The sequence below is a fragment of the Endozoicomonas atrinae genome (assembly GCF_001647025.1).
Classification (GTDB): domain Bacteria; phylum Pseudomonadota; class Gammaproteobacteria; order Pseudomonadales; family Endozoicomonadaceae; genus Endozoicomonas; species Endozoicomonas atrinae.
The window spans coordinates 1-24,869 of record NZ_LUKQ02000078.1 but is presented as its reverse complement, the minus strand read 5'-3'; the positions used below and the strand labels follow the sequence as shown (position 1 = coordinate 24,869).

Here is a 24,869-nt window from a genome sequence, read left to right as displayed (position 1 = left end):
GAATAATAAGGACTGCTTACTGTCCAACCGTTCGGTTCTGATCTTTATTTAGAGAGAACCGTATTTACTTAATTAAAACAGCCATCCGGATAAAGGGGTTAGCATGTTTAGAGGAAAGTGTTTATCCATCGTCTTATTGTTATCAATCACATCGGCATCATGGGGAGCTTCTTCCGATACCAGTGTTGGGATTGAGCATGGGCGTTCAAGTGGGAGTGCTTTGTCAACTATTGGCAGCGGTGCTTTCTCTCTGCTTGAACTTGCTGCTCATGCCACAATCCTTTTGGGTTCTTCAGCGCCTTACGCTCCCGATGCCGTTCCGAGTTTTCTCCCTATAAAAGCGTTGTCATACTTCCCAAAAGAGGTTTATGACTTTAGTGCTACAGGCGTTGGTCTAAACCGTGTTGCCCACAGCGTTTTCCTGAGTCAGCTATTAAGACTTCTGCCTGTTGCAAATGACTATGTCTGCGGCATGATGACGCTGACAACTGAGGATGGCTATTACATAGACAGCGTTCTGGTTAACCAGGGATCAATACAAAACGACTCTCAGTTTGAACACATTGGCGATAACCTTTATGTTCCAAAAAACAGAGGTATTACTAACCTGCTATTAGTCAAGCAGATGACAGGATGGACAACTGCAGGAAGCGCATACATCACTGAAAATCCAATTGACTTATTCGTAACCGTTTCTGATGGTCGACAAACGTCTACTATCAATGTACAGAAAAGCTCATGCACACTGTACAGCTACGGAAAAGCTCATGCTTCTGTCATCAAGGGGGATGATGTATCTTTCTGTCTGACTAATTCTGGAACTGACTCGAAAGTATCAACGATTACTGCACTAACTTCAGCATATGGTAAACCAGCCCTTATGCGTATCCCAGGAGAAGCCTGCGAAAGCTATTAGTTCAGTAATCTGAATTATTGAATGATGATCTCAGATAATATCTAAGTAAGACCACCCTCTTAGCCAAACAGGGTGGTTTTTTTTTACAACAAGTAATAATGAATTAACAATTCTCATACTGAATACATCCATTTCCGGAAGCTACTATCCCCCTTTTGGATTATTTTTATATTGAGTACGTCGTACCAAGTTTCCTATTAGTGTAAGCAATATTCAGATGAATCAATTTCTGTAGTAATATCCTGAGCCAAAGACCTGATTTAATAAATACAGCAAGCCTTCTAATCATAATCACTGTATTTTCTTTGGGATGCATCTCTTGGAGTGAGTGCTTTCTGAAACACTCACCCAGCTGAACCAAAAACAAAACAATAAGGAAGTTGATTGATGTCCAGTCTTAAGGGTAAAACAGTCGTTATCACAGGTGCCAGCCGAGGTATTGGCCAAGCGATAGCCTTACGCTGCGCTATGGATGGAGCCAATATTGTTGTAGCTGCCAAAACTGTCGAGCCTCATCCAAAGCTTCCCGGAACTATCCACTCCGTTGCGGAAGAGATCACGTCGAAAGGAGGAAAAGCTCTGCCGGTTCAGGTAGATGTAAGGGATGAAAAGTCGATCGAAACAATGATTGAACAAACCGTTTCACAGTTTGGCGGGATTGATGTACTGGTTAACAATGCAGGGGCTATCCGGCTGTCTTCCGCAGAAAACACGCCAATCAAACGATTTGATTTAATGCATCAGGTCAATACTCGAGCAGCTCTAACATGCAGCCTGTGCGCTTTGCCTTATCTGGAAAAGTCTGACAGCGCCCATATCCTTAACCTTTCCCCTCCTATCAACTTGAGTCCAAAGTGGTTCAAAGACTATACACCATAACAAAATATGGAATGTCGATGCAGACCTTAGGTCTTGCTGAGGAGTTCCGCCCAAAAAATATTGCAGTTAACTCTCTATGGCCAAGAACCAGTATTGCCACCGCTGCTGTTGAGTTCGAGGCTGGAGGTAAAGAGCTGTTCAACGTTTCAAGGACACCTGCGATTATGGCTGATGCCGCTTATGCCATTATCACAAGTGAGACCGACTTCACTGGAAATCACTGCATTGATGAAGATATTTTGCGGGAAAAAGGCATAACCGAATTCGACCACTACGCCGTTGTTCCGGGTACAACGGACTTTTTTACCGACTTATATATTGATCAGTAAAAACGGTCTGATTACGGATAAAGCCCCCCTTATGCAGTTTACATGAAGGTGTCAGCAGGATATGACACCTGTCATATATTAAGTAGCTGAGTAGTAGCGACTGTCCGTTGCAATACCAGCCATGGCAATATCCCAATGTTCCACTGGAATAGATTCCACTTTCTGGCATTCATGAGCAAGGCCAATAAGTATTGGTTTTTCTGCTGATCTGGTAAAAGCAAATGTTCTGTCGTAGAACCCTCCTCCCATACCCAGCCTTCTACCTGCTTCATCAAAACCGGTTAATGGTACAAAGACAACATCAAGTTTTTCCGGTGGAATCGGCCTTACTGTCTTCAGCGAAGGTTCAGGGATTCCAAAACGATTCAAAACCAGAGGCGTGTCGGGCAGATATTCAATAAACAGAAGGTTTTTACTGCCTCTCTGAGCAATCACCGGCAGATAACATTGCTTGCCAGAACTCCAGAGAAAATCACGGAGAACTTCCGGACTTATTTCACCATCATTGGCTATATAAATAGCAATGTGCTGGCTATCGGTAAGCTCAGCCCGCGAGCTAAGAATATCACAAAGCATTTCACCAGCGCTGACCTGCTGGTCAGCGCTCAATGCCCGGCGGCGTTCGCGAAGAGAGGTTCTTAAATCAGAACGGGATATCATCATCAAAATCGTCAAAACCACCGGCTGCCTGTGGCTGAGGAGTAGATTGCTGTTGATGCGACTGGGCCGTTTGCTGTTGTTGTGGTGCCCCGTATTGCTGAGGCTGTTGTGGTGCATAAGACTGCTGCTGTTGCGGTGCCTGCTGCTGGTAGCCGCCTCCCATCGGTGCCCCCATCGCTCCCTCCTGGCGGCCATCCAACATCTGCATCTGACCACTGAACCCATCAACTACAATCTCGGTAGTATATCGGTCCTGGCCGTCCTGCCCCTGCCACTTACGTGTCTGCAGCTTACCTTCAATATAGATTTTTGATCCTTTACGGAGGTACTGCTGTGCAATCTCAGCCAGCTTGCCGAAAATTACAACCCGGTGCCACTCTGTTTTCTCCTGTTGCTGACCGGTATTACGATCCTTCCAGGACTCACTGGTCGCCAGACTCAGGTTTGCAACGGCACTGCCATTGGGGGTAAAACGTACATCCGGATCATTACCCAGATTACCAACCAGTATTACTTTATTAACGCCTCGAGCCATTTAGCTTCTCCGCCCTATTCATTCAAATTCAAATAGCCTCCAAGAACAGTCCATTCATTGAAGACACCATGGAATGACCTTACAGGGTCACTCCATATTAAAAACGCTATATTAGAACTACAGCCCTAAATCCGGTTCACTCTTTTATTCTGTATAAGCTCGCAGGCTTAGTATCTGAACCATATATTGCAACCGCTTCTAATTTACCTTACAACCAGAGTTAGCACTGGCCAAACTGTTTTAACTCAGACCAGTTCAGTGCTTGCTTATCGACTTTTAGATAAGCGGTTTTCTCTGCCGAAAGCACAGTAACTTCCTGAACACCGACAATACCAGCAAGTTGTTCACCCATTGAACTGATATCACCAAGTTCAGGATTCAGAGCCATTACCATAGTACTCACATAAGGTGGTTGTTTCATAGTAACAGACAACCAGCACCACAGGGCAGTGGGAATTGTACAAAGCACTATAGCACCAGCAATACCTCCATACTCTATTGCAAAGCCCCCAAGGCTTCCTCCAAGGGCTGCCCCCAGAAACTGGCTGGTTGAATAAACCCCCATGACAGTACCACGAGTCCCCGCCGGCGCGAGTTTGCTGACCAGGGATGGCAACGTTGCTTCCAGGAAATTAAAACCAAAAAAGAAAATAAATAAGCCCGCCAACAACATTGCTGAACTGAGCACCCCCTGATAAAACAGGGCAAAAGCAACAAACAGAAGGATAATGCTCAAGCAATAGCACTGCTTGAGCAGACGCTGACGTTCACTGAATATAATAAGGGGGATCATCATGACAAATGAGAACCCCATGACGGCCAGATAGATAACACCATGAGCAGAGCGCTCATAACCTTTGCTCAAAAGCTCGGGAATAAAAACAAAGAGGGCCATCAAAACAAAATGAAGGGCAAAAATTCCGATAATATGCCTCAGCAACTCCGGGTTAGTGAAGACCTGATGCACTCCTTGACGATCAACAGAGCAGTTTAAGTCCCGCCGCTTAATGACCGGCGTCGGCACCAGAAGAATAATAACCAGCATCGCTGCGACAGCCATCAGAGCATTAGAGATAAATAGCCCAGACAGCCCCCAAATATCACTGACAACCGGCCCCAATACCATGGCAATGGCAAAGGCAACGCCAATCCCCATACCAATCATCGCCATCGCCTTGGTTCGATGCTGATCCCGGGTAAGATCAGCCATCAAAGCGGTCACTGCGCCAGCAATGGCTCCACACCCCTGTAAAATACGCCCGGCAATAACCCCTTCGATGGTAGTAGACTGTGCTGCCAGAAGGCTACCCAGTAGAAAAATAAACAGTCCTAACAGAATAACCGGCTTTCTTCCCCAGCGATCAGAAAGCCAGCCAAAAGGAATCTGCAGCATGGCCTGGCTGAAACCATAGGCGCCAATGGCTATCCCAATCAAACCGGGCGAAGCCCCCTTAAGGTCCTCAGCAAAAAGTGCCAGAACAGGCAGTACCATAAAAAGCCCAAGCATCCGAAATACAAAGACCATGGTAAGGGATACAGCAGCTTTTAATTCAACAAATGACATGGGATAACAGCAAAGTCCTGAATTATTTTGGTAGTTATTACTGATAAATAGTGTCGCCGCAAGTCTATCAGGATTCTGATCCCGGATGCTACGCAGGAAGCCTGATCACGGATTATAGCCAAGGGGATGGCATAATCAGCGATGAGATCAGTTTATGCCACTTGCACTCAGGCAATGGCCTTGGCCAATCGAGAACACAGCGAAACGTCAACAGCCTTTAGGGGGCATTACCAACTGACCATTCAACCAGTGGGTAATGCCCCCTAGCCTCTGCGGCAAAATGTCACTGTTTCAACCATGACATGTTGACTATAAATCAAGTTAGTCAAAGCAGGCTGCTTTCAGATCCTCAAAAAAACAGCTTATCACTGCTATCTTCAGATCTTCCCTGACCCTTCGTATCAGAATCTGGTTTAACGATAGCGGCAATAGCCTGAAAGTGACATTGTCAGAGGTTAGGAGCGCTATCCTCAAGTGGGTAGATTAATTCATGAGTGATATCTTAAAAAAAATCATTTTTTTCACTTCTGTCATATTTTTTCCGTTGCTTATGGCATCTGCGGTATTTTCTGATGCTAATTCAAACCCTGAAACACCAATCTCTGCACGTTATAAGCGGTTAAACAGTGATGGTACTGCAACCAGCTGCATTGTAACCGGTAACGAAACTCAAGAAGAACGAGAAAACATGCAGAAAGCCGGCTGCACTCTTGAAACACTTCGAAAGAACAATGATATTGAGGTTGAGGTCACACTGCAGACTAACAGTGGTTTCAGATCCATTCTGATGACGTCCAAATACTATTTAATGTGGCTAAACAGTGGCCTTCATGCTGTTAATATTTTCCGCAACTTACCTTTTGCTGTCACCAGTCTGGTGACACTTCATCCAATTGACTCACTGATATACCTGGGTTATTCAGCACTGTATAACGTAGGCCTTTCCCGTAATGCAAACCAGACACTCTACCCATTCCTTGGAAAAAACTTCTCATCTTACTTTTATCCTGATGGCCAGGATAAAGACAGTAGCAGTGATGAACCTGAGAGCATTGGCATTGGAGGCCACATCCTGATTATTGGGTCAGATCTGATTATGTGGTCGTTAGATGTCCCTTTCTTTGGCTTTGATATAAACAAGCTGATGCTCGGTCTGGACTTATTACACTTCGCCCTTGATATGGCAATTTAAACCAGACAAGGCATTCTCAGCGGAATGCCTTGTTGATGAGCATGGCTAATCAGCAGATATATCTGCGATATCAAAACAGTGTGTGCGCTAAATATTTTTTTTGATTTGCCCCCTTTTAGGTTCTGTTGGGTATTAAACCAGAGGAATAAACGCTATCCATGTCAAAAAATACATATGCTGTTGCCAAGAATGAAAAAATTAAGAAAAAAACACGAAGTTTGTTGAAGTTCCAGTTTTCATGCATCCTCTCTCTTCTGCTTACTTTATCTCTCCCATGTCTGCCCAACACGATTAAAGAAGAAGCCTCATACTTCTCAGTTTCAGCAAGCTACACAACCATCAATGAACATGGAAAAGGAACCGTCTGCAGAATTTCAAGCAAGGACAGTATTGAAAAACTAACCGAGTTGAAAAATACAGACTGTAAGCTCCCCTTATCAGATGACCCTAATGACCAGTCAGTTATTCTGATCTCTCACAGCCCCTACCATGAGACAAAACAGATATTACTAACTACCCGAAACCTGCTGATGTGGGCATATATGGCTGTTCATGTCTACAAGCTTCTGGACTCAGGAAATGTTCTTTGGTCCCAAAAAGAGGCATGTCCTTGCAGTGGCGAGTTAAGAGATATCAGCAATAAGCCAGAAAGATTAATGACTAAAGGCTTCTTTTTTTCCTATTATCTATTAACTCTGGGGCATCAAGGTTGGAGTTATATTCAATCCTATATAAATCCAAGTCAGAGCAACAAAACAACTCATCAGCCTCAGGGAGAAGAACTATCCTGGTCCGACACGATTAGTAGCCTGATATCCAAAGTCTCAGATTCCACTTATGCCGCTCAGATCCTGACACTGGCATTAGACTCAGCAGCACTAAAATGGGACTGTCGTTGCCCTGGTTATCTTTTTTATCCTGATAGTTTCAAGGATCCTTCGAAAGCCGGGCATTTTTATTTCAATGGCCACTTTTGGATGCTTTTACTAAACGTAGCGATTTTTACTACAGACTTGGCGATCGACTATTTATAATACTCCGTTCGCTTCCAGACTGGCACGGAGAAAAGGCTGTGGAAAAGATTACCGTACAGGGCGCCCGTACACACAATCTGAAGAACATCAACCTGGAGATGCCCCGTGACAGCCTGATTGTGATCACCGGTTTATCAGGCTCCGGCAAGTCATCACTGGCCTTTGACACACTCTATGCAGAAGGCCAGCGGCGCTATGTTGAGTCGCTGTCGGCCTATGCCCGTCAGTTTCTATCCATGATGGAAAAGCCCGATGTAGACCATATCGAAGGCCTCTCGCCGGCTATATCCATTGAGCAGAAATCGACCAGCCATAATCCGCGCTCTACGGTCGGTACTATCACAGAAATCTATGATTATCTTCGTCTGCTCTTTGCCCGTGCCGGTATTCCACGATGCCCTACCCACCACCTGCCGCTGGAAGCTCAAACAGTCAGTCAAATGGTGGACCAGGTACTGGCGCTGCCAGAAGGTACAAAACTGATGCTTCTGGCCCCTGTGGTCAGAGGGCGTAAAGGTGAACACCTCCATGTATTCAATGAACTGAGAAGCAACGGTTTTATTCGTGCCCGAATCAACGGAATCGTCACAGACCTTGATACCCCCCCCAAACTGGATAAAAAGAAGAAACACACCATCGAAGTCGTCGTGGACCGTTTTAAGGTACGCGATGATTTGCAACTTCGCCTCTCCGAATCATTTGAAACCGCTCTGGAGCTAACCGACGGTCTTGCTACTGTCAGCTACATGGATGATGGCTCTGAAGACGACATTGTCTTCTCTTCACGGTTCGCCTGCCCTGAATGTGGTTACAGCCTCAATGAGCTTGAGCCAAGGCTCTTTTCCTTTAACAACCCCGCTGGTGCCTGCCCTACCTGCGATGGGCTGGGTGTTAAGCAGTTCTTCGATCAGGACCGCATCGTACAACATCCCGAACTGACACTTGCAGAAGGAGCAATCCGTGGCTGGGACCGCCGCAGCGTTTATTACTTTCATCTGCTGAAATCACTGGCAACTCACTATGGCTTCAGTATTGATACACCATTTGATGACTTAAGCCCGGAACAGCAGAACGTTATTCTTCATGGTTCCGGTGATGATGAAGTCAATTTCAGTTACGTGAATGACCGGGGAGATGTCTATAAAAAACGGCATATCTTTGAAGGCATTATTCCCAACTTTGAGCGACGCTTCCGGGACACCGACTCACAATCCGTACGGGAAGAGCTGGCCAAATACCTGAGTACTCAGCCATGCCCATCCTGTAAAGGCACTCGTTTACGGAAAGAGGCTCGGAATGTATTTATTCAGGATGAAAGCCTGCCAGACCTGGTGAAATTACCCGTTGAAAAAGCGCTGACCTATTTTCAGGATCTTGACCTGCCTGGTCGCCGTGGGGAGATTGCCAGAAAAGTGCTTAAGGAGATCTGTGATCGACTGAGCTTTCTGGTGAATGTTGGCCTGAACTATCTTACGCTGGATCGGAGTGCTGATACCCTTTCCGGTGGTGAGGCCCAGAGAATACGACTGGCCAGCCAGATTGGTGCAGGCCTTGTCGGTGTTATGTATATTCTTGATGAGCCAAGTATTGGGCTACATCAACGAGACAACGAACGCCTTCTGAACACACTGACCCGTTTGAGAGATCTGGGTAATACGGTGATCGTTGTTGAGCACGATGAAGATGCCATTCGCTGCGCTGATCATGTTATCGACATTGGTCCTGGCGCAGGTGTCCATGGTGGAGCTATCGTTGCCCAGGGTACACCAGAACAGGTCATGGACACACCAGCGTCTTTAACGGGTCAGTACCTCTCCGGTAGTCGCAAGATCGATGTGCCGTCCAGGAGAACACCGGTAGACTCCAAGAAAATCATGAAGCTCAGTGGTTGCACGGGCAATAACCTGAAAAATGTTACGCTGGAAATTCCGGTTGGCCTGATGACCTGTATTACCGGCGTTTCCGGCTCTGGCAAGTCCACATTAATCAATGGAACCCTTTATCCACTGGCAGCCACAGCGCTTAATAAGGCAACGACGTTAACTGCTGCTCCCTATAAAAAGCTGACAGGCATTAATCACTTTGACAAGTGTATTGATATTGACCAGAGCCCCATCGGACGCACACCCCGATCTAACCCGGCAACCTACACCGGCATTTTTACCGCCATTCGTGAACTGTTTTCAGGTACTCAGGAAGCCCGCTCGCGAGGCTATAAGCCGGGCCGTTTCAGCTTTAATGTCAAGGGCGGACGGTGCGAGGCATGCCAGGGAGACGGTGTTATCAAGGTGGAGATGCACTTTCTGCCAGATATCTATGTTGCCTGCGATGTCTGTAAGGGCAAACGCTATAACCGTGAAACTCTGGAAGTAAAATATAAAGGCAAGAGCATCCACGAAGTACTTGAAATGACGGTGGAAGAGGCTCTCCAATACTTCGATCCAATACCAGCGGTCAAACGCAAACTGCAAACCCTGATGGATGTAGGGCTTTCGTATATTCATCTTGGACAGAACGCGACGACGCTGTCCGGTGGTGAAGCTCAGCGGGTGAAGCTGGCTAAAGAGCTGTCGAAACGGGATACCGGTAAAACACTCTATATTCTGGATGAACCGACAACTGGCTTGCATTTCCACGACATTGAGCAGTTACTCTCTGTTCTCCATCGCTTGAGGGATCACGGCAACAGTGTTGTCGTCATTGAACACAACCTGGATGTTATTAAAACGGCAGACTGGATTATTGACCTGGGACCCGAAGGGGGTGACGGCGGAGGCCAGATTATAGCGGCTGGTACACCGGAAACTATATCGGAAATCCCGGAGTCACATACAGGTCGCTTCCTGAAACCAATGCTTTCTTAGCACTCGGCAATCCAGCATAGGCACAGATGCCCCACCAGTGCCTATTGCGAAGAGTATCCTTCTTCCTTTATGGAGAAAGAAGGATACATTGGCCATGATCCCTTGATATCAATATGGCGATCGCCTGTGGGCCAGGATCCCAACGGAGTTTTCCAGCGATGTGTCTGCACTGTTTTCATGATTCGAAGATAGTTTAACGTCATGGTCAGGTTCGTCGCATCTAATGGGATGCTGTCAATTTCCTGCTTGAGAAACGGCAGAAGCCCAATCTCAACCTGCTGATTGCCGACAGGAGTCGTATAAAAAAGAGAAATCCCTACATAATGGTCACCATGGTTATTAAAGAGCATCCTGAATGATCCGATAGGCCTGATCCAGTGCAACATCACCTTTTCTCCTTCCAGGGATGCAAAGGTAAAAGCCACGGGGACCAATACCGAGCTGAACTCATTTCCTTCCCTGGGCCAGAGAAAACTTAGAATATTCCCTTCATATTCCGCTTTTGAATACTGAGCTTCCCCACCAACCTGGGTCAGCATATTACCCAGATAACTCGCCTGCCCGCTGACACTCCAGTTTGAGCCATCACTCAAAGCAACGACATTCATACCTGCCTGAGCCATAATGACACTGGTAATCACACCAAAACCCTGAGAAATCCCGCTTACCGAGTCATACATGGATTCATAACTGGCAATAGACTTTAATAAATCGAGATGCTCCCTTAATACTTTTCCAGGGTCTTTAATACTCTGTTTCTCTACCAGAGCCCAGCGTGATGTCATAGCTCCACGCCTGCTGAACTCCCACTTGAGTTGAACCTGTGCATCTCCCATATGAGCCAAGCGCCCCTTTCCACCAACCACCAGCCTTGGTTCATGCACATGCTCAGAAGATAGCTTCATTACTTCACTGAGTGGTGAAATAATTGTTTCAAAATCACTTAAGTACTCGCCACTTGGCTGAAACACCCCACTGCCAATATCAATGACACCTATAGCGCCCGGCCTTATCATCGGATCAAGATTAAAGTTCCCCCACCAGTTTGGATGGCTCTCTCGTATTAACTGGTTAAAAGTTCTGGTTATGTAACCAGAATCAATGGTTTTCACATGCTGACTGGCAAAGATCTCTGCGGTGAGCAGTACTCCTGCCGTAATGACCAAAAAGCGCATAAACATAGAGCCACTCCAGGAGTTCGATATTACATCGAACTAGCAAAACCGCCCCCTGACTACCAGTCTGACCATTCAATATTGATCATAGCCCGGGGCTGCTCTTATTTGTCCGTTGTGACGCTTAGTGATGTTGTATTCGTGCGATCCTCCTGAACAATGAATGAAGGCTGTCCTGGCCACCACCCGTCAATCTCGACATGTCTTTTACCCGTAGACCAGGTGCCCAGAGGAGTATCCCAATGATAGAAGTCTGTGGTACTGGGTATCGCATCCACAAACTCCATTTCCAGAGTCAACTCTGTTGCATCCAACGGGATGTTCTCCATGCTTCTGGTCATAAAGCCAACAATATCCTGATGCAATTCTTTTTCACCTCCTGAGCTCTGGTATTTCAAGGTTGCTTTGACGAAATAGCTTCCCTTGTTTTCAAAGATGATTTGAAACGCTTCAATTTCTTCTATCCAATAGGGGATAATCTGTTCACCATTAATTGATGCAAAGGTATATGCGACAGGAACCAGATCATCGGTTGTAGTGTTTGGCTCGCTGGGCCAGATAACACTCATCACATCACTGTCACCTCCGGCACTGGAATATGAAGCCTTTGCAGAGCCCCTGCCCAGCATACTCTGAAGGCTATCTGCCTGGCCGGTAATACTCCACTGTGAAGCATCAGAAAGTGATGCAACATTCATCCCGCTTTTGGCCAGAAGCACACCGGTAATCACCCCAAAACCCTGTGAAATAGCACCAGCTTCAGGGTCGTACATCTCCATGTCTTCAGCAACAGATTTCAAAAGATCCATATTTTCATTAATGACCTGAAATGGTCCTTTCAAACTTTGCTCCTGCACCAGATCCCATTGAGCCATCATCGCCCCCCGCTTGCTGAACTGCCATTTAAGGTCCGTATTCACACTCACTTTTGATGACTGGTCATTCATTGAAAATGAGGCTACTTGAGGACCTTTAACGTCAGAGGTCGATAGTTTCAACTCTTCAGAAATAACACCGGAGACCACAGAGATATTGGAAATCTGCTGTCCTGCGGAGTGAAAGGTTCCAGTATTGGTATCGATCACACCGATCGCACCAGGCTTAATGGCAAGATCCAGGCTCCAGTTCCCCCACCAGCTCGGTCTCACCTCTCGAACCAGTGCATTGAAGTTATTCGACAGGTCTTCTGGAGGAAGAATCGATAGTGAAGTACTGGCAAATAACTGTCCGGCTCCAGAAAAAATAACCATCAATAGCAGTGACTTTTTTTTGAGCAGGGGCATTGGATACCTCCCGAAGAATAGCGTTGCAATTAGATTGAACCAGAATAAAGACAGGAACTCAGCGATGAGAGGCCATTAGAAATGAGTCAGTAAAAAGCACTTTATAGAGCCGCTATATATAAATGAAAGTTTTTAGAACAAGTAAAAAAATCATGACTTCAATTATAGACAACAAACCTCATCTATCATTTCTTGATTAGCTATAAGCTTCCATCTAGGGAAAAAACACAAGCATAAGTGTAATATCTCGATAACGTTCTTCGGAAAGCACTCCCCTTCAGAGCGTTGTTTTGTGTCCAGCAGGTTTCTACAATCACTTCGTTTGAGATTTAGGGATAAAGCCATGCTGACAGTCCTATATGTAATTGCCATTACGGCAGAAGCCATGACCGGAGCACTTTCTGCCGGACGCAGAGGCATGGATCCTGTTGGTGTTATTTTTGTTGCCTGTTGCACTGCCATTGGTGGCGGCTCTGTTAGAGATATGCTGCTGGGTAGCTATCCACTGACGTGGGTTGAGACGCCAATGTATATAGTGATTACAACGGTAGCCGCCATCCTGACCATTTTCCTGCAACGTTATATGAAGCACATGTTCAAAGTGTTTCTGGTACTGGATGCGGTGGGTCTGATTACCTTCAGTATCATAGGCGCACAGAAAACATTGGACCTGGGCCATGGCTATATTATCGCCAGTGTGATGGCAGTCATTACCGGGGTATTTGGCGGTATTCTCCGGGATATTCTCTGTAATAACGTTCCTCTGGTTTTTCGAAAAGAGCTATACGCCAGTGTCGCCCTAATCTCTATTGGTTTTTACTTTGCCCTGCAACTGCTGGAAGTAAACCCAACCGTCACTGTCATATCAACATTGGTCTTCGGCTTTATTTTCCGGATGATTGCCGTGCGCTTTAAGCTGGAACTTCCCAAATTTGTTTATAAAGAGTCGGCCCATTAAAAATGGGCTGATCTCAGTTAACTTGTCAGTACTGCCTGACCCTTCTTATGGCAAAGAAGCACTCATGGCAGACAAACTATTGAGCAAAGTCACCAATGCTTTAAAACTGCCTGCTTCATAGCTCACCTGATTGGGAGAGATACGTTCCACACCTGGAACAAGGGCATAGAGATCAGACTGTGATTGAGAGATAGAAGAAACTGTCAGCCTATAAGGCGGCTCCAGACCGAAAGAGGTTTTAGGCCGGCACTTTTTCAACAGTGACCGGCCTGCTGCCGCTGATAGCAGCTCTCTGGCCGTTGAAACAGACAAACTCTCGGCAGCATAGGCTCCACGAGCTTTTTTAACCTGAACATAGTCACTGTCAGGAAATGCTTCAGAAACATGAGCCTCTAGGTGGTCATCTCCAGAAACCATCAACATGGGAACCCCGAACTCTGCAGCCAGACTCCCATAGAGATCCACCTCTCCCATTATATGGCCATTAACTTCCACTTTTAAAAAAGCTCTGCTGTTTATAGTATGGGCAAGAACACCGTACTCACCGGCAGCACTGTGGGCACCAATCATCATTAAGGCATCATAATCGTCATATTGAATACCATCGATCATACCCAGCATTCTGGGCTTACCCTGAACAAGCTTTGCCTGTGGTGATAAGTTTTCCATGGGCAGGTTGATCATTGGCCCATGGCTGTCAATAACCGTAATATCACCAGCTCCCGCCTTAACAGCGCCTTCAACAACGGAATTAACCTCCTGAGTCATCAGATGCCGAGCCATCTGATATTCTGGATTACCGGACACTGTCTGCTCTCTGCAGCAAACGCCAGCCACACCTTCAATATCCGCAATAATTAATAATTTCAACTCAAGCCTCCCCTTTTAAAGTAGTGAATGATCTAACACTACGAAAGGAGGCAGGTTGATAGAAATCAAGGCTTGGGAAAATTGATTACCCGACAACTTCCTTTCTTCTGTTCACACTCAAGGTATAGTTGATCTACAGTCTGGTTCTCACCAATATTTCTACCCCTGATAACTGAAAGCAGCGTAAAAGCAGTTGAAAAAAATCCATCATTATGATGTCTTCTTGCAGAAGACAGCAGGATTTGATCCGACTCACTTAAGCTATAAACCTGATTGTTAGTGAAAGAATCTGCTTTCTCCACCATGCTATCATCACCAACATCATCAAGGTCTTCAACTGCTTCCGATTTCCTGCCAACAAGCGACACTGAACCCATTTTATCCGAAAGTTTTCGATCAATTAGCTCGACATTCCTTCTATAAGTTTCCTCATCTATATAATTATTTATTTTTATTTCATTCAAATGACTCATTGCTCCAGAAAAATCACCATCCTTGATATAAAGATTAATAGCAACCAGTCCCGTTTTATCTCTATCCTTATCAAAGAATCGTCGTGTTTTCTCTAACTGCTTCCAAGCCTCTGCAAACATCCCTGCCTCAGCAAAGGCCTCAACTCTCCTTAACTCAAGAGGTAACAACCTGGCTCCGGAACGTAAAAAATTTTCAGTATAATTAAGAGCATCCTGGTAACGTTCCAAACGCATTAAAAAGAACAATTTACCCAAAACCGCACTATTTAAATGTGGTTTGTTATTTAGAATATCTTCAACAAGAGATAACCCATTCTCTCTTGCTTCTCGACAAAAATCTTTTACTCGCCCAAATTCTTCAGAGTCAACATCTGAGCTCATGCTTCCATATTTTTCCCTTACATATTGATCTAAATGTAAAAAATACCGTTTAATATTCTCTAGTCCACGCTCATCCCAGCTGAGCATCAATGTTCTTAAATAGTCTTTATCAGGCCTTACACCAAAATTAAAATCTCTCACCGGATCAGAGCCATAAACTAAAACTTCTGAAGATGCTTTATCGAAAACCCATTCTCGAAATCCAAGCTCGGGATTTATCGAATTGGAAAGCGATAAATTTCTTAAATATTGAACATCTGTTATATATTCATCAGGGTGATCACAGCAATACTTCAACCATTTAATAATTTGAGAATATCTCAGCCTATCCTCAGAATGAAGCGCCCCCCTTAAACTTAACCTATCCAACCTTTTTTTCGATTCCTCCCACTCACAGCGGGCCATATGTATTTGTATTGCTGCAAGTTCCAATTGAATCTTATCTCTACAACTAAACTTTAATTTCTCAACAAGTTCCAAAGCCTCTGGATAACGCCCAAGAGCAGTTAATGCCTCAATTTTTTTAAAATTAATATGCTGCGCGCCAACTCTAGAAGAAAGAAGCCGGTTACAATAGTCAAGTAATTCTGAATTTCTGCCCAGCCTCTTTAATAAAAACAATTTGCCATTCTCTGCCAATTTAGAACCTGGATGCTGCTTAAGGAAATCCTCAAATATCAACAATGAGCGCTCTCTCAATACCAGACAGAATAAAACAACACGAGGGTAAACTCTTTCTCTGGACCTATAAAAACCTCTCCCCTTTTCATCTAACTTATCCAGCTCATCAACATGATGCTTGAGTTCACTGATACCATTCTCACCATCACTCATACGCGCTCTTAAAAATTTTTCATCAGTAGCCAGCCCTCTACTAAGGTCTCTCCATGGATATCCAAGAGGGTATTTTTCTGCATAATCTTCAGATGCTGCTATTGTTTCTGCCCCTGACTCATGGCAGCAACGCCCAATCCATTCTCTCTGCTTTTGATATGTATCAGCACTAAATTTATTTTTACTGTTCAGTTTATCCAATAATTCATATGCTCTGGCAGCCTCTTTCCTTGCAACAGCAAGCTTTATTTCGACATCAATAACACCTGGAGTTTCACTCCATTTCTGCTTAGTGATTTTGAGCTGATGACTAGCATCTTCGAGTCTACCCAAATTAATCTGAGCTTCTATCAATGCAACTTCTATATGCTCAACCCTTATTAATTTTTTCCCTCCTGGATTTAGTAATTCCCGACAGTGTAACTCCAACTCTTCGAATCTTTGAAGTCTTTTTAACAGATATAACACTCCATTTTCTACCGCACGTTCAGATTTGATATGATTCATGTAGCTTCGGAAAATATCAAGGGCACTTTCACGAACATCCTTACAGAACTTACACATGCCTTCATCCATATTGAGATCCGGACCTAAGCGTCCTCTATCATCCATTCCATCCAAATCATCAACATATTTTTTCAACTGTTGCATACCGTTCGAATCCCATGTGATTCGAGCCAAAAGGTCCTGCTCAGTGGTTCCTGTCATTTTTTTATAATCTTCAAGAGGATTGGAAAGTGAACAAACAACTCTTTCAGTCCAGGATTTCTTTTTTAACACTTCTTGTGCTATAGCTTCTTTATCTTTCCCAGAAGCTAGAAAACCACCTCCTACATCTTTGGAGACAGTCACATCTCTACACAGATAATGAGCGGGCAGCCCCCCTGATGAGAAACTATTTCCTGAAAAGTAAGCCTGTTCATCACGTTGATAATGCCCCACATTTTCAGTTCCAATAGTCATTGAGATTACCCACTTTCACATTTGGAAATGTCTATTAAAGGCTAAAACCAAAAGAAGTACACAACATCAAGCTAATAAAAAGCCCTGCGGTGTCTTAACAGCGCAGGGCTTCAATAGTGATCACGAAAAAAGATACAGGCTCAAGTCTGAATCAGATATGCTTCACTTCATCAATTTCATACTCAACACCGCCAGAAGGTGTGTTAACTACAACAACATCTCCCTCTTCTTTACCGATCATGGCGCGGGCAATAGGAGAGTTTACAGAGATCTTGTTTACCTTGATGTCCGACTCATCATCACCAACAATTTTGTACTCCACTTCCTGATCATTTTCCATATTGATCAGTACAACAGTTGTACCGAAAAGCACCTTACCAGTCTTAGCGATGGAGGTAATATCAATCACCTGAGCATTGGAGAGCTTGGCCTCAATCTCATTGATACGACCCTCAGCAAAACTCTGCTGCTCACGGGCAGCATGGTATTCAGCATTCTCCTTAAGGTCTCCGAGTTCCCTCGCTTCTGCAATAGCTGCAGAAATACGAGGACGCTCTACCCCCTTCAAATGAGCCAGTTCCTCACGGAGGGCTTTTTCACCCTCCACAGTCATAGGAATTCTTTTCATCCAACGTTACCTTCGTGTAGATCCTGAAGCCGTCTGACCAATCTTTCTGATCCAAAGGCGATTGAACGTGCAATCGCTTCTGCTCCCGCCATGGTGGTTGTATATAGCACCTTATTGGTCAATGCGGAGCGACGGATCAGGTAAGAATCGGCAATGGCCTGACGACCTTCAGTGGTATTGATCATGAAGGCTATATCACCATTGACAATCATGTCCACCAGATGCGGTCTACCCTGATGCACTTTGTTAATGGTGGTAACAGGCAAACCAGCTTCTTCAATCACTTTCGCAGTGCCAGACGTGGCCAGCAGTTCAAAACCAATATCCATCAACAAGCGGGCAATCATGGGGACCTCAGGCTTGTCGAAGTCACGCACTGTGAGAATCACCTTACCGCCACTGGGCAGCTGCATGTTCTCTGCCAGCTGTGCCTTATGGAACGCTTCCGGAAAGGTAGCACCCACCCCCATCACTTCACCGGTCGATTTCATCTCTGGACCAAGAATCGGATCCACACCAGGGAACTTATTGAATGGGAAAACAGCTTCTTTGACACTGTAGTATGGCGGAACAATCTCAGTAGTAAAGTTCAGCTCTTCCAGTGTTTTGCCCATCATGACCCGTGCTGCAATCTTGGCCAGAGAGTGGCCAATACACTTGGATACAAATGGGACGGTACGGGAAGCTCTTGGGTTCACCTCAATCACGTAGATCTGGTCATCCTGAATGGCCAGCTGTACGTTCATCAGACCCACTACCCCCAGCTCGAGAGCCATGGCTCGAACCTGTTCACGAATTTCGTCTTGATGACGACGATTCAGACTGTAAGGCGGCAGAGAGCAACTGGAGTCACCGGAGTGAATACCTGCCTGCTCGATGTGCTGCATGATCGCACCAATAACAACACGCTCACCATCACAGACCGCATCAACGTCCACTTCTACCGCACGGTTCAGGAAGTAGTCCAACAGCACCGGACTATCATTAGAGACCTGTACCGCGCTCTTCATGTAGCGAACCAGCTCATCTTCGCCAGCTACCACTTCCATAGCACGGCCACCCAGAACATAGGATGGACGAACAACCAGTGGATAGCCAATTTCCGCCGCTTTGGCCACCGCTTCTTCTTCACTGCGAACCGTCGCATTAGCTGGCTGCAACAGGCCAAGCTTCTGAATCATCTGCTGGAAGCGCTCACGATCTTCCGCACGGTCAATCGCTTCCGGGCTGGTACCGATAATCGGCACACCTTCGGCTTCAAGGGCACGCGCCAGTTTCAGCGGTGTCTGACCACCGTACTGAACAATCACTCCAGTCGGCTTCTCAACATCAATGATGGCCAGCACGTCTTCCAGAGTTACCGGCTCAAAGTAGAGTCGGTCGGAGGTGTCATAATCGGTAGAAACGGTCTCTGGGTTACAGTTAACCATAATGGTTTCGTAACCGTCCTCCCTTGCTGCCAGTGCTGCATGTACGCAGCAATAGTCAAATTCAATACCCTGACCGATACGGTTTGGACCACCACCGATAACCATGATTTTTTCACGGTCAGAAGGTTCTGCCTCACACTCTTCGTCATAGGAGGAGTACATGTACGCTGTCGTCGACTGGAATTCAGCCGCACAGGTATCCACACGCTTGTAGACCGGCTTGACCTGCTGTTCACGACGATAGTTCCGAACCTCTGCTTCTTTAATACCCAGCAGTTCAGCCATGCGTGCATCACTGAAGCCTTTCTGCTTCAGACGGAACAGGCGCTCTTTGGACAGAGAAGTCAGTGTTTCACCCGCCAGTACCGCTTCTTCGTTCACCAGATCCTGAATCTGCACCAGGAACCATGGATCGATCATGCACTCAGCAAAGATCTCTTCCAGAGTCATACCAGCACGGAAGGCGTCAGCAACGTAGTAGATACGATCCGCTTTAGGCGTCACCAGTTCACGACGAATTCTGGTCAGTGCATCTTCACGCTCAGCATCAGAACAGGCATCCAGTTTGAAATCAAACATGGAGTTGAAACCAGTGGCACCGGTTTCCAGACCACGCAGTGCTTTCTGCACAGACTCCTGGAATGAGCGACCAATGGCCATGACTTCACCCACAGATTTCATCTGAGTGGTCAGACGGTCATCAGCCTGAGGGAATTTCTCAAAGGCAAAGCGAGGGATTTTGGTAACCACGTAATCAATGGATGGCTCAAAGGAGGCAGGAACCACACCACCGGTGATTTCATTGCTCAGCTCATCCAGGGTGTAACCCACCGCCAGTTTTGCCGCAACACGGGCAATCGGGAAACCGGTCGCCTTGGAAGCCAGGGCAGATGAGCGGGATACCCGTGGGTTCATTTCAATGACCACCATACGACCAGTATCCGGACAGATACCGAACTGTACGTTAGAACCACCGGTTTCCACACCAATCTCACGCAGTACCGCAATGGATGCGTTACGCATGATCTGGTATTCCTTATCGGTCAGCGTCTGGGCCGGCGCGACAGTAATGGAGTCACCGGTGTGAACCCCCATGGGGTCGAAGTTTTCGATAGCGCAGACAATGATGCAGTTATCATTGCGATCACGAACCACTTCCATCTCGTACTCTTTCCAGCCAATCAGCGACTCATCAATCAGTAGCTCGTTGGTTGGAGAAAGGTCGAGACCACGGAAGCAGATCTCTTCAAACTCTTCTTTGTTGTAGGCAATACCACCACCAGTACCACCCATAGTAAACGACGGACGAATGATACAGGGGAAGCCAACCTGATCCAGAACGGCGCGGGCTTCTTCCATGGTATGAGCAATACCAGAGCGGGGTGTTTCCAGTCCGATATTTTTCATGGCCTGATCAAACAGCTGACGATCTTCTGCTTTATCAATCGCCTGCTGGTTAGCACCAATCATGGTGACGCCATACTTTTCCAGAACACCTTTATGGAAAAGATCCAGGGCACAGTTCAGTGCAGTCTGACCACCCATGGTTGGGAGAATCGCGTCAGGGCGCTCTTTTTCGATAATCTTTTCAACGGTCTCCCAGCGGATCGGCTCAATATAGGTTGAGTCCGCCATGGCCGGGTCGGTCATAATCGTCGCTGGGTTGGAGTTCACCAGGATAACCCGGTACCCCTCTTCCTTCAGCGCTTTGCAGGCCTGCGCTCCAGAATAGTCAAACTCACAGGCCTGGCCGATAATAATTGGACCAGCCCCGAGTATCAGAATACTTTCAATATCAGTACGTTTTGGCATCTTTCTCTCACATCAAAACGGGGTTGGTTATTTTGCTGCCTTCAGCATCTCAACAAAACGGTCAAACAGCCCGGCAACATCGTGTGGGCCTGGGCTTGCTTCAGGGTGCCCCTGGAAGCTGAAAGCTGGACGGTCTGTCCGCTCGATACCTTGCAGGCTGCCATCAAACAGTGACTTATGGGTTGCTTTCAGGTTTTCTGGCAGAGAGTCTTCGGCTACCGCAAAACCATGGTTCTGGCTGGTAATCATGACCTGACCGGTCTTGAGATCCTGAACCGGATGGTTGGCGCCGTGGTGACCGAACTTCATCTTCTCGGTCTTGGCACCACTGGCCAGAGCGAGCAGCTGGTGTCCCAGACAGATACCAAACACAGGCAGAGAAGTCTCCAGAATGTCCTTGATGGCGGAAATGGCGTAATCGCAAGGCTCGGGATCACCAGGACCGTTAGAGAGGAAAACACCATCCGGATTCAGAGCCAGAACCTCTTTGGCCGGTGTTTTGGCGGGCACGACAGTCAGGCGGCAGCCACGTTGAGCCAGCATGCGCAGAATATTTCTCTTAACACCAAAATCGTAAGCCACAACGTGGAAAGGCAGGTCCGTCACTTCGGCATGGCTGTCGGTCTCAAGGCTCCAGACACCTTCTGTCCAAGTGTAAGGCTGGTCAGTGGTCACTTCTTTTGCCAGATCCATGCCTTTCAGGCCCGGGAATTCACGAGCCTTAGCCAGTGCTTTGGCTTCATCGACAGAGTCACCAGCCATGATACAACCGTTCTGAGCACCTTTTTCCCGAAGAATCCGGGTCAACCTGCGGGTATCAATACCGGCGATAGCCACAATATTGCGGGACTTCAGATATTCATCAAGAGACATCTTACTGCGCCAGTTACTGGCCAGCAGTGGCAGATCCTTGATAACCAGGCCTGCAGCATGGATTTCCGGAGATTCTTCATCTTCCGGAGTAATACCGGTATTACCAATATGGGGATAGGTTAGTGTAACGATCTGGCGGGAATAGGAAGGGTCGGTGAGAATTTCCTGATAACCGGTCATTGCCGTGTTAAAAACCACCTCACCACTGGTCTCACCATCAATACCGATGGCGATTCCCCGGAAAATACTGCCATCTTCCAGAGCTAAAACAGCCGTCTTAGTCAAAGGATCCTCCCGAACTTGAACCTGAGCGTCTTATGCCTGAACGCTATGATGCTTTATGCCCTCCAGTTTGCAGACCCAAAAAAAGCGAGATGTTTTAAAAAACCATCTCGCTCTTGATCACGCATTCTGTCGTCAGCACCATAAATCCAATGCAAATTTTTCGCATTTAATCACAACACTTCAGACTTGTCCATCATTATTTCTGAACGACCATTCAAATCTCGTAACCTATACCAATCCTGCTTTCCAGCTCCCATGACGAGCATAAAGATTTGCACATTAAGACAATACCCTGAAGGGCATAAAGGTGGCATGAGAAGTCATAGCCTCAGCTATAGCGACGATCACCAACGCAAGATTAAGGCTCAAATCTTCAGCACAACAGGGCTTAGAAAGTTCAATTGGTATTATTTCAGGCCCAGCACATCCTGCATATCAAACAGGCCAGTTCGTTTGTCAGAAATAAAACGAACCGCACGCAATGAACCACGAGCATAGATCACACGGCTGCTGGCTTTGTGGGTTACCTCCACACGCTCACCTTCACAGGCAAACAACACGGTATGATCACCAATCACATCACCTGCTCGAACAGTGGCAAAGCCAATGGTTTCACGGTCTCTTGGCCCGGTATAACCTTCACGCCCATAAACAGCACACTTCTGCAGATCACGCCCCAGGGTATCTGCCACTACTTCACCCATTTTCAGCGCGGTCCCAGAAGGCGAGTCCACTTTATGACGATGGTGAGCCTCAATAACTTCAATATCTGCATCATCGCCCAACACCTTTGCAGCCATCTCCAGAAGCTTGAATACCAGGTTAACCCCGATGCTCATATTGGGTGCAAAAACAATGGCCGTATCTTCTGCGACTTTAGCCAGCTCCGCTTTCTGATCATTGCTCAAGCCAGTAGTGCCAATCACAACGCCTTTGCCATGCTGCCGGCACAGTTCAACATTCTGCATGGTCAATTCAGGGGTGGTGAAATCGATCAGAACGTCAAAGTCATTGATGGCCAAAGCCAGGTCACCAGTAAGGGAAACATTCAATGTGCCAACACCCACCAGATCTCCCGCATCCACACCCTGCAGGCTATCGCCAGGTTTAATGATTGCTGCTCCCAGCTGGCAATGCTCGTCAGCGGCAACGGCTTCCACAAGCATTCGCCCCATTCTTCCGGCGGCACCCACAACGGCAACTCTGGTCACGTCACATTCCCTCTGGCATTTAAATCGATTGCAATAAATCGTCCGTAGTCTATCGGACTACGCACAAACAGCAAGCCGGGCGCGAAAAATACCAATCTGACTTTTCTTTTTTAAGGAAAAAACGATAACCTGCCCCCCAAGACTATTTCTTAAAAGTTACAGGTTGATGATGATCAGACAGTTTGCGAAAGACGTTCTGGAGATGCACTGGGCCCCAAGGCTGATTCTTGCACTGGTTATTTTGAAAACCATCTCGGTGATGATCCGGGAAGCGCAGTTTTTTTAAACAGGTATGTGCTTCCCCACAAGCTAAACCAGCAGATTTCCATCATCAATCAGGTTATTAAGAATTTCTATGTCAGAAGCACCAGAGCCTGCCAAGTTTACTCCCTTTAGAGTTATTCGCTGAGATACACCCTCTGCATCTGGCTTGACTTCCAAAATGGTGTCACTGTCTTCAAAGTTTAAGCTCAAATAGTCATCCAGTGGATCTGTTTCATCCAGAAAATCACTTAGATCCAGCACATCGCCTCCGGGGCCAGCCTGAAAGTCTGTGATCAAATCCTCCGCCGGCTGATTTGTATTCCCAAGATCAGAGGCTATCCACAAGAAGGTATCACTCCCCTCACCTCCCGACATTTTATCATTACCTGCGCCACCAAAGATAATATCATCTCCAGCATCCCCGATTAGCGTATCATTACCTGCACCACCGCTGATATTGTTAGCTTCAGAAGATCCCAGCAGAACATCAGCACCCTCAGTCCCAGTCATGGCGGTACTGCCACTTTGGGTGTTTAGTGTCGCTTCTGCTGTATCAGTCAGTTCACCATCCGTCACGGTGAAACTAAACCGTGCCGAACCACTATAGTTGTCATTTGGCTCAAACTGCCAGACACCTTCACCTACACTGGTTAATAAACCATCTATGCCAGAATAGGAAACCTCTTGAACCGTCAGGTTATCCCCATCCAAATCTTCTGAATTGGCAAGCAACTGATCTGCTGTAAGCAGAAAACTCCCGGTATTAACATTATCAACGACCTGCCAGATCGTAACATCACCCGCAACAGGCGCATCTGCAACTGACAGGACATAAACAGTTAATGAGCTGGAAGAGATTGAACGACTACCAGTTGCTTCTGATGAAGTTGCATTAACATTTACATTGAAATTGCCAAAATAGTTTTCGGAAGGAGTAATAAGAAGGTTGTTAATATCCCAGGTACTGACATCAACGACCTGATCACTGCCTGACAGTGTGATACTGTTGGTCCCATCACTAACCAGCGCGCCCTCGGGGATACCTGATATAGTAACTTCAAGAGTCTCCGAACCATCGGTATCAACAAGCTCTGCACCAAGGTCAACCTGAAAAGCCCCCCCCTCATCAATTGTGACACTGGCGTTATCACTCACCACAACATCAATCGTACCTGCAGTCACATTAGTACCATCAGTTATCTGATAACTGAACTGATCAGCACCGACAAAACCTTCTGCCGGAGTATAACTGAAGGTTCCATCACCATTGTATGTGACAGAACCATTCGCACCGTGGCTAAAACCGGAAACTGAAAGCACTTCATTTGCGGGAATGTAATTTAAATTGTGTAAACGCTTGTCGTTAATACTCCAAAATGGAGAATAACAATGAGCGTTGAAATCAACGAAAAACTGGTAGATCAAATAGCCAGTCAGATTAAAACTCAGGATGATC

The 24,869-nt window shown here is 46.3% G+C and carries 19 protein-coding genes; 7 read left to right on the top strand and 12 right to left on the bottom strand.

What is annotated here, in order from left to right:
- Positions 1-103 precede the first annotated feature (103 nt).
- From AK963_RS12795 to AK963_RS37030, 3 genes are all read left to right on the top strand, one after another.
- A complete protein-coding gene (locus tag AK963_RS12795; protein ID WP_066015844.1) occupies positions 104-916 on the top strand; it encodes a hypothetical protein in 813 nt (270 codons plus the stop codon).
- Positions 917-1,303: 387 nt separating this feature from the next.
- Positions 1,304-1,795, top strand: a complete 492-nt coding sequence (locus AK963_RS37035) for an SDR family oxidoreductase (protein ID WP_238593717.1) — start codon at positions 1,304-1,306, stop codon at positions 1,793-1,795.
- Between the two features lie 17 nt (positions 1,796-1,812).
- Positions 1,813-2,124: a Rossmann-fold NAD(P)-binding domain-containing protein gene (locus AK963_RS37030; RefSeq protein ID WP_238593716.1), complete on the top strand. Its 312-nt coding sequence runs from the start codon at positions 1,813-1,815 to the stop codon at positions 2,122-2,124.
- Positions 2,125-2,202: 78 nt separating this feature from the next.
- Here AK963_RS37030 and AK963_RS12785 read toward each other — a convergent pair whose 3' ends face one another.
- From AK963_RS12785 to AK963_RS12775, 3 genes are all read right to left on the bottom strand, one after another.
- On the bottom strand, positions 2,203-2,787 hold the full coding sequence (locus tag AK963_RS12785; protein ID WP_139117387.1) for a 5-formyltetrahydrofolate cyclo-ligase: 585 nt from the start codon (positions 2,785-2,787) through the stop codon (positions 2,203-2,205).
- Complete coding sequence (ssb, locus tag AK963_RS12780) at positions 2,768-3,319, bottom strand: single-stranded DNA-binding protein (protein ID WP_066015843.1); 552 nt, start codon at positions 3,317-3,319, stop codon at positions 2,768-2,770. Before ssb ends, AK963_RS12785 begins: the two co-directional genes overlap by 20 nt.
- Before the next feature lie 220 nt (positions 3,320-3,539).
- Positions 3,540-4,883 (bottom strand): MFS transporter, encoded by a 1,344-nt coding sequence (locus AK963_RS12775; protein ID WP_066015842.1) that lies wholly within the window; start codon positions 4,881-4,883, stop codon positions 3,540-3,542.
- A gap of 490 nt (positions 4,884-5,373) precedes the next feature.
- On the opposite strand from AK963_RS12775, the gene AK963_RS12770 reads away from it, so the two are divergent.
- From AK963_RS12770 to uvrA, 3 genes are all read left to right on the top strand, one after another.
- Positions 5,374-6,075: a hypothetical protein gene (locus AK963_RS12770; protein WP_066015841.1), complete on the top strand. Its 702-nt coding sequence runs from the start codon at positions 5,374-5,376 to the stop codon at positions 6,073-6,075.
- Positions 6,076-6,233: 158 nt separating this feature from the next.
- Positions 6,234-7,109, top strand: a complete 876-nt coding sequence (locus AK963_RS12765; protein WP_066015840.1) for a hypothetical protein — start codon at positions 6,234-6,236, stop codon at positions 7,107-7,109.
- A 38-nt stretch (positions 7,110-7,147) separates the two neighbouring features.
- Positions 7,148-9,973 (top strand): excinuclease ABC subunit UvrA, encoded by a 2,826-nt coding sequence (gene uvrA, locus AK963_RS12760; protein WP_066015839.1) that lies wholly within the window; start codon positions 7,148-7,150, stop codon positions 9,971-9,973.
- Between the two features lie 41 nt (positions 9,974-10,014).
- Here uvrA and AK963_RS12755 read toward each other — a convergent pair whose 3' ends face one another.
- Both AK963_RS12755 and AK963_RS12750 read right to left on the bottom strand, forming a co-directional pair.
- Positions 10,015-11,154 (bottom strand): hypothetical protein, encoded by a 1,140-nt coding sequence (locus AK963_RS12755; protein WP_066015838.1) that lies wholly within the window; start codon positions 11,152-11,154, stop codon positions 10,015-10,017.
- A 98-nt stretch (positions 11,155-11,252) separates the two neighbouring features.
- Positions 11,253-12,431 carry a hypothetical protein gene (locus AK963_RS12750; protein ID WP_066015837.1) on the bottom strand — a complete coding sequence of 393 codons (1,179 nt, stop codon included), beginning with the start codon at positions 12,429-12,431 and terminating at the stop codon, positions 11,253-11,255.
- A gap of 343 nt (positions 12,432-12,774) precedes the next feature.
- Here AK963_RS12750 and AK963_RS12745 point away from each other — a divergent pair, with 343 nt between their 5' ends.
- Positions 12,775-13,389 carry a trimeric intracellular cation channel family protein gene (locus AK963_RS12745; protein ID WP_066015836.1) on the top strand — a complete coding sequence of 205 codons (615 nt, stop codon included), beginning with the start codon at positions 12,775-12,777 and terminating at the stop codon, positions 13,387-13,389.
- Positions 13,390-13,434: 45 nt separating this feature from the next.
- On the opposite strand, the gene AK963_RS12740 is transcribed toward AK963_RS12745, so the two are convergent.
- From AK963_RS12740 to AK963_RS12710, 7 genes are all read right to left on the bottom strand, one after another.
- Positions 13,435-14,259, bottom strand: a complete 825-nt coding sequence (locus AK963_RS12740; protein ID WP_066015835.1) for a M55 family metallopeptidase — start codon at positions 14,257-14,259, stop codon at positions 13,435-13,437.
- A gap of 65 nt (positions 14,260-14,324) precedes the next feature.
- Positions 14,325-16,910 (bottom strand): hypothetical protein, encoded by a 2,586-nt coding sequence (locus tag AK963_RS12735; RefSeq protein WP_066015834.1) that lies wholly within the window; start codon positions 16,908-16,910, stop codon positions 14,325-14,327.
- A 151-nt stretch (positions 16,911-17,061) separates the two neighbouring features.
- Positions 17,062-17,538, bottom strand: coding sequence for a transcription elongation factor GreA (gene greA / locus AK963_RS12730; RefSeq protein WP_066015833.1), 477 nt, complete (start codon positions 17,536-17,538; stop codon positions 17,062-17,064).
- Positions 17,535-20,780 carry a carbamoyl-phosphate synthase large subunit gene (gene carB / locus AK963_RS12725; RefSeq protein ID WP_066015832.1) on the bottom strand — a complete coding sequence of 1,082 codons (3,246 nt, stop codon included), beginning with the start codon at positions 20,778-20,780 and terminating at the stop codon, positions 17,535-17,537. The genes greA and carB overlap by 4 nt, the downstream gene beginning before the upstream one ends.
- A 27-nt stretch (positions 20,781-20,807) precedes the next feature.
- The gene (gene carA, locus AK963_RS12720; RefSeq protein WP_066015831.1) at positions 20,808-21,938 is read right to left on the bottom strand and encodes a glutamine-hydrolyzing carbamoyl-phosphate synthase small subunit; all 1,131 of its coding nucleotides are present in this window, start codon (positions 21,936-21,938) and stop codon (positions 20,808-20,810) included.
- A gap of 407 nt (positions 21,939-22,345) precedes the next feature.
- Positions 22,346-23,149 (bottom strand): 4-hydroxy-tetrahydrodipicolinate reductase, encoded by an 804-nt coding sequence (gene dapB / locus AK963_RS12715; protein WP_083232618.1) that lies wholly within the window; start codon positions 23,147-23,149, stop codon positions 22,346-22,348.
- 309 nt (positions 23,150-23,458) lie between these two features.
- Positions 23,459-24,869, bottom strand: a 1,411-nt coding sequence (locus AK963_RS12710; protein ID WP_139117386.1) for a tandem-95 repeat protein, incomplete at its 5' end; no start/stop codon positions are given.

Bases quoted from the DNA above. Each gene is read 5' to 3' on its own strand.
- AK963_RS12795 (WP_066015844.1), top strand. From the start codon at position 104: ATGTTTAGAGGAAAGTGTTTATCCATCGTCTTATTGTTATCAATCACA.
- AK963_RS37035 (WP_238593717.1), top strand. From the start codon at position 1,304: ATGTCCAGTCTTAAGGGTAAAACAGTCGTTATCACAGGTGCCAGCCGA.
- AK963_RS37030 (WP_238593716.1), top strand. From the start codon at position 1,813: ATGCAGACCTTAGGTCTTGCTGAGGAGTTCCGCCCAAAAAATATTGCA.
- AK963_RS12785 (WP_139117387.1), bottom strand. From the start codon at position 2,787: ATGATGATATCCCGTTCTGATTTAAGAACCTCTCTTCGCGAACGCCGC.
- ssb (WP_066015843.1), bottom strand. From the start codon at position 3,319: ATGGCTCGAGGCGTTAATAAAGTAATACTGGTTGGTAATCTGGGTAAT.
- AK963_RS12775 (WP_066015842.1), bottom strand. From the start codon at position 4,883: ATGTCATTTGTTGAATTAAAAGCTGCTGTATCCCTTACCATGGTCTTT.
- AK963_RS12770 (WP_066015841.1), top strand. From the start codon at position 5,374: ATGAGTGATATCTTAAAAAAAATCATTTTTTTCACTTCTGTCATATTT.
- AK963_RS12765 (WP_066015840.1), top strand. From the start codon at position 6,234: ATGTCAAAAAATACATATGCTGTTGCCAAGAATGAAAAAATTAAGAAA.
- AK963_RS12755 (WP_066015838.1), bottom strand. From the start codon at position 11,154: ATGTTTATGCGCTTTTTGGTCATTACGGCAGGAGTACTGCTCACCGCA.
- AK963_RS12750 (WP_066015837.1), bottom strand. From the start codon at position 12,431: ATGCCCCTGCTCAAAAAAAAGTCACTGCTATTGATGGTTATTTTTTCT.
- AK963_RS12745 (WP_066015836.1), top strand. From the start codon at position 12,775: ATGCTGACAGTCCTATATGTAATTGCCATTACGGCAGAAGCCATGACC.
- AK963_RS12735 (WP_066015834.1), bottom strand. From the start codon at position 16,910: ATGACTATTGGAACTGAAAATGTGGGGCATTATCAACGTGATGAACAG.
- greA (WP_066015833.1), bottom strand. From the start codon at position 17,538: ATGAAAAGAATTCCTATGACTGTGGAGGGTGAAAAAGCCCTCCGTGAG.
- carB (WP_066015832.1), bottom strand. From the start codon at position 20,780: ATGCCAAAACGTACTGATATTGAAAGTATTCTGATACTCGGGGCTGGT.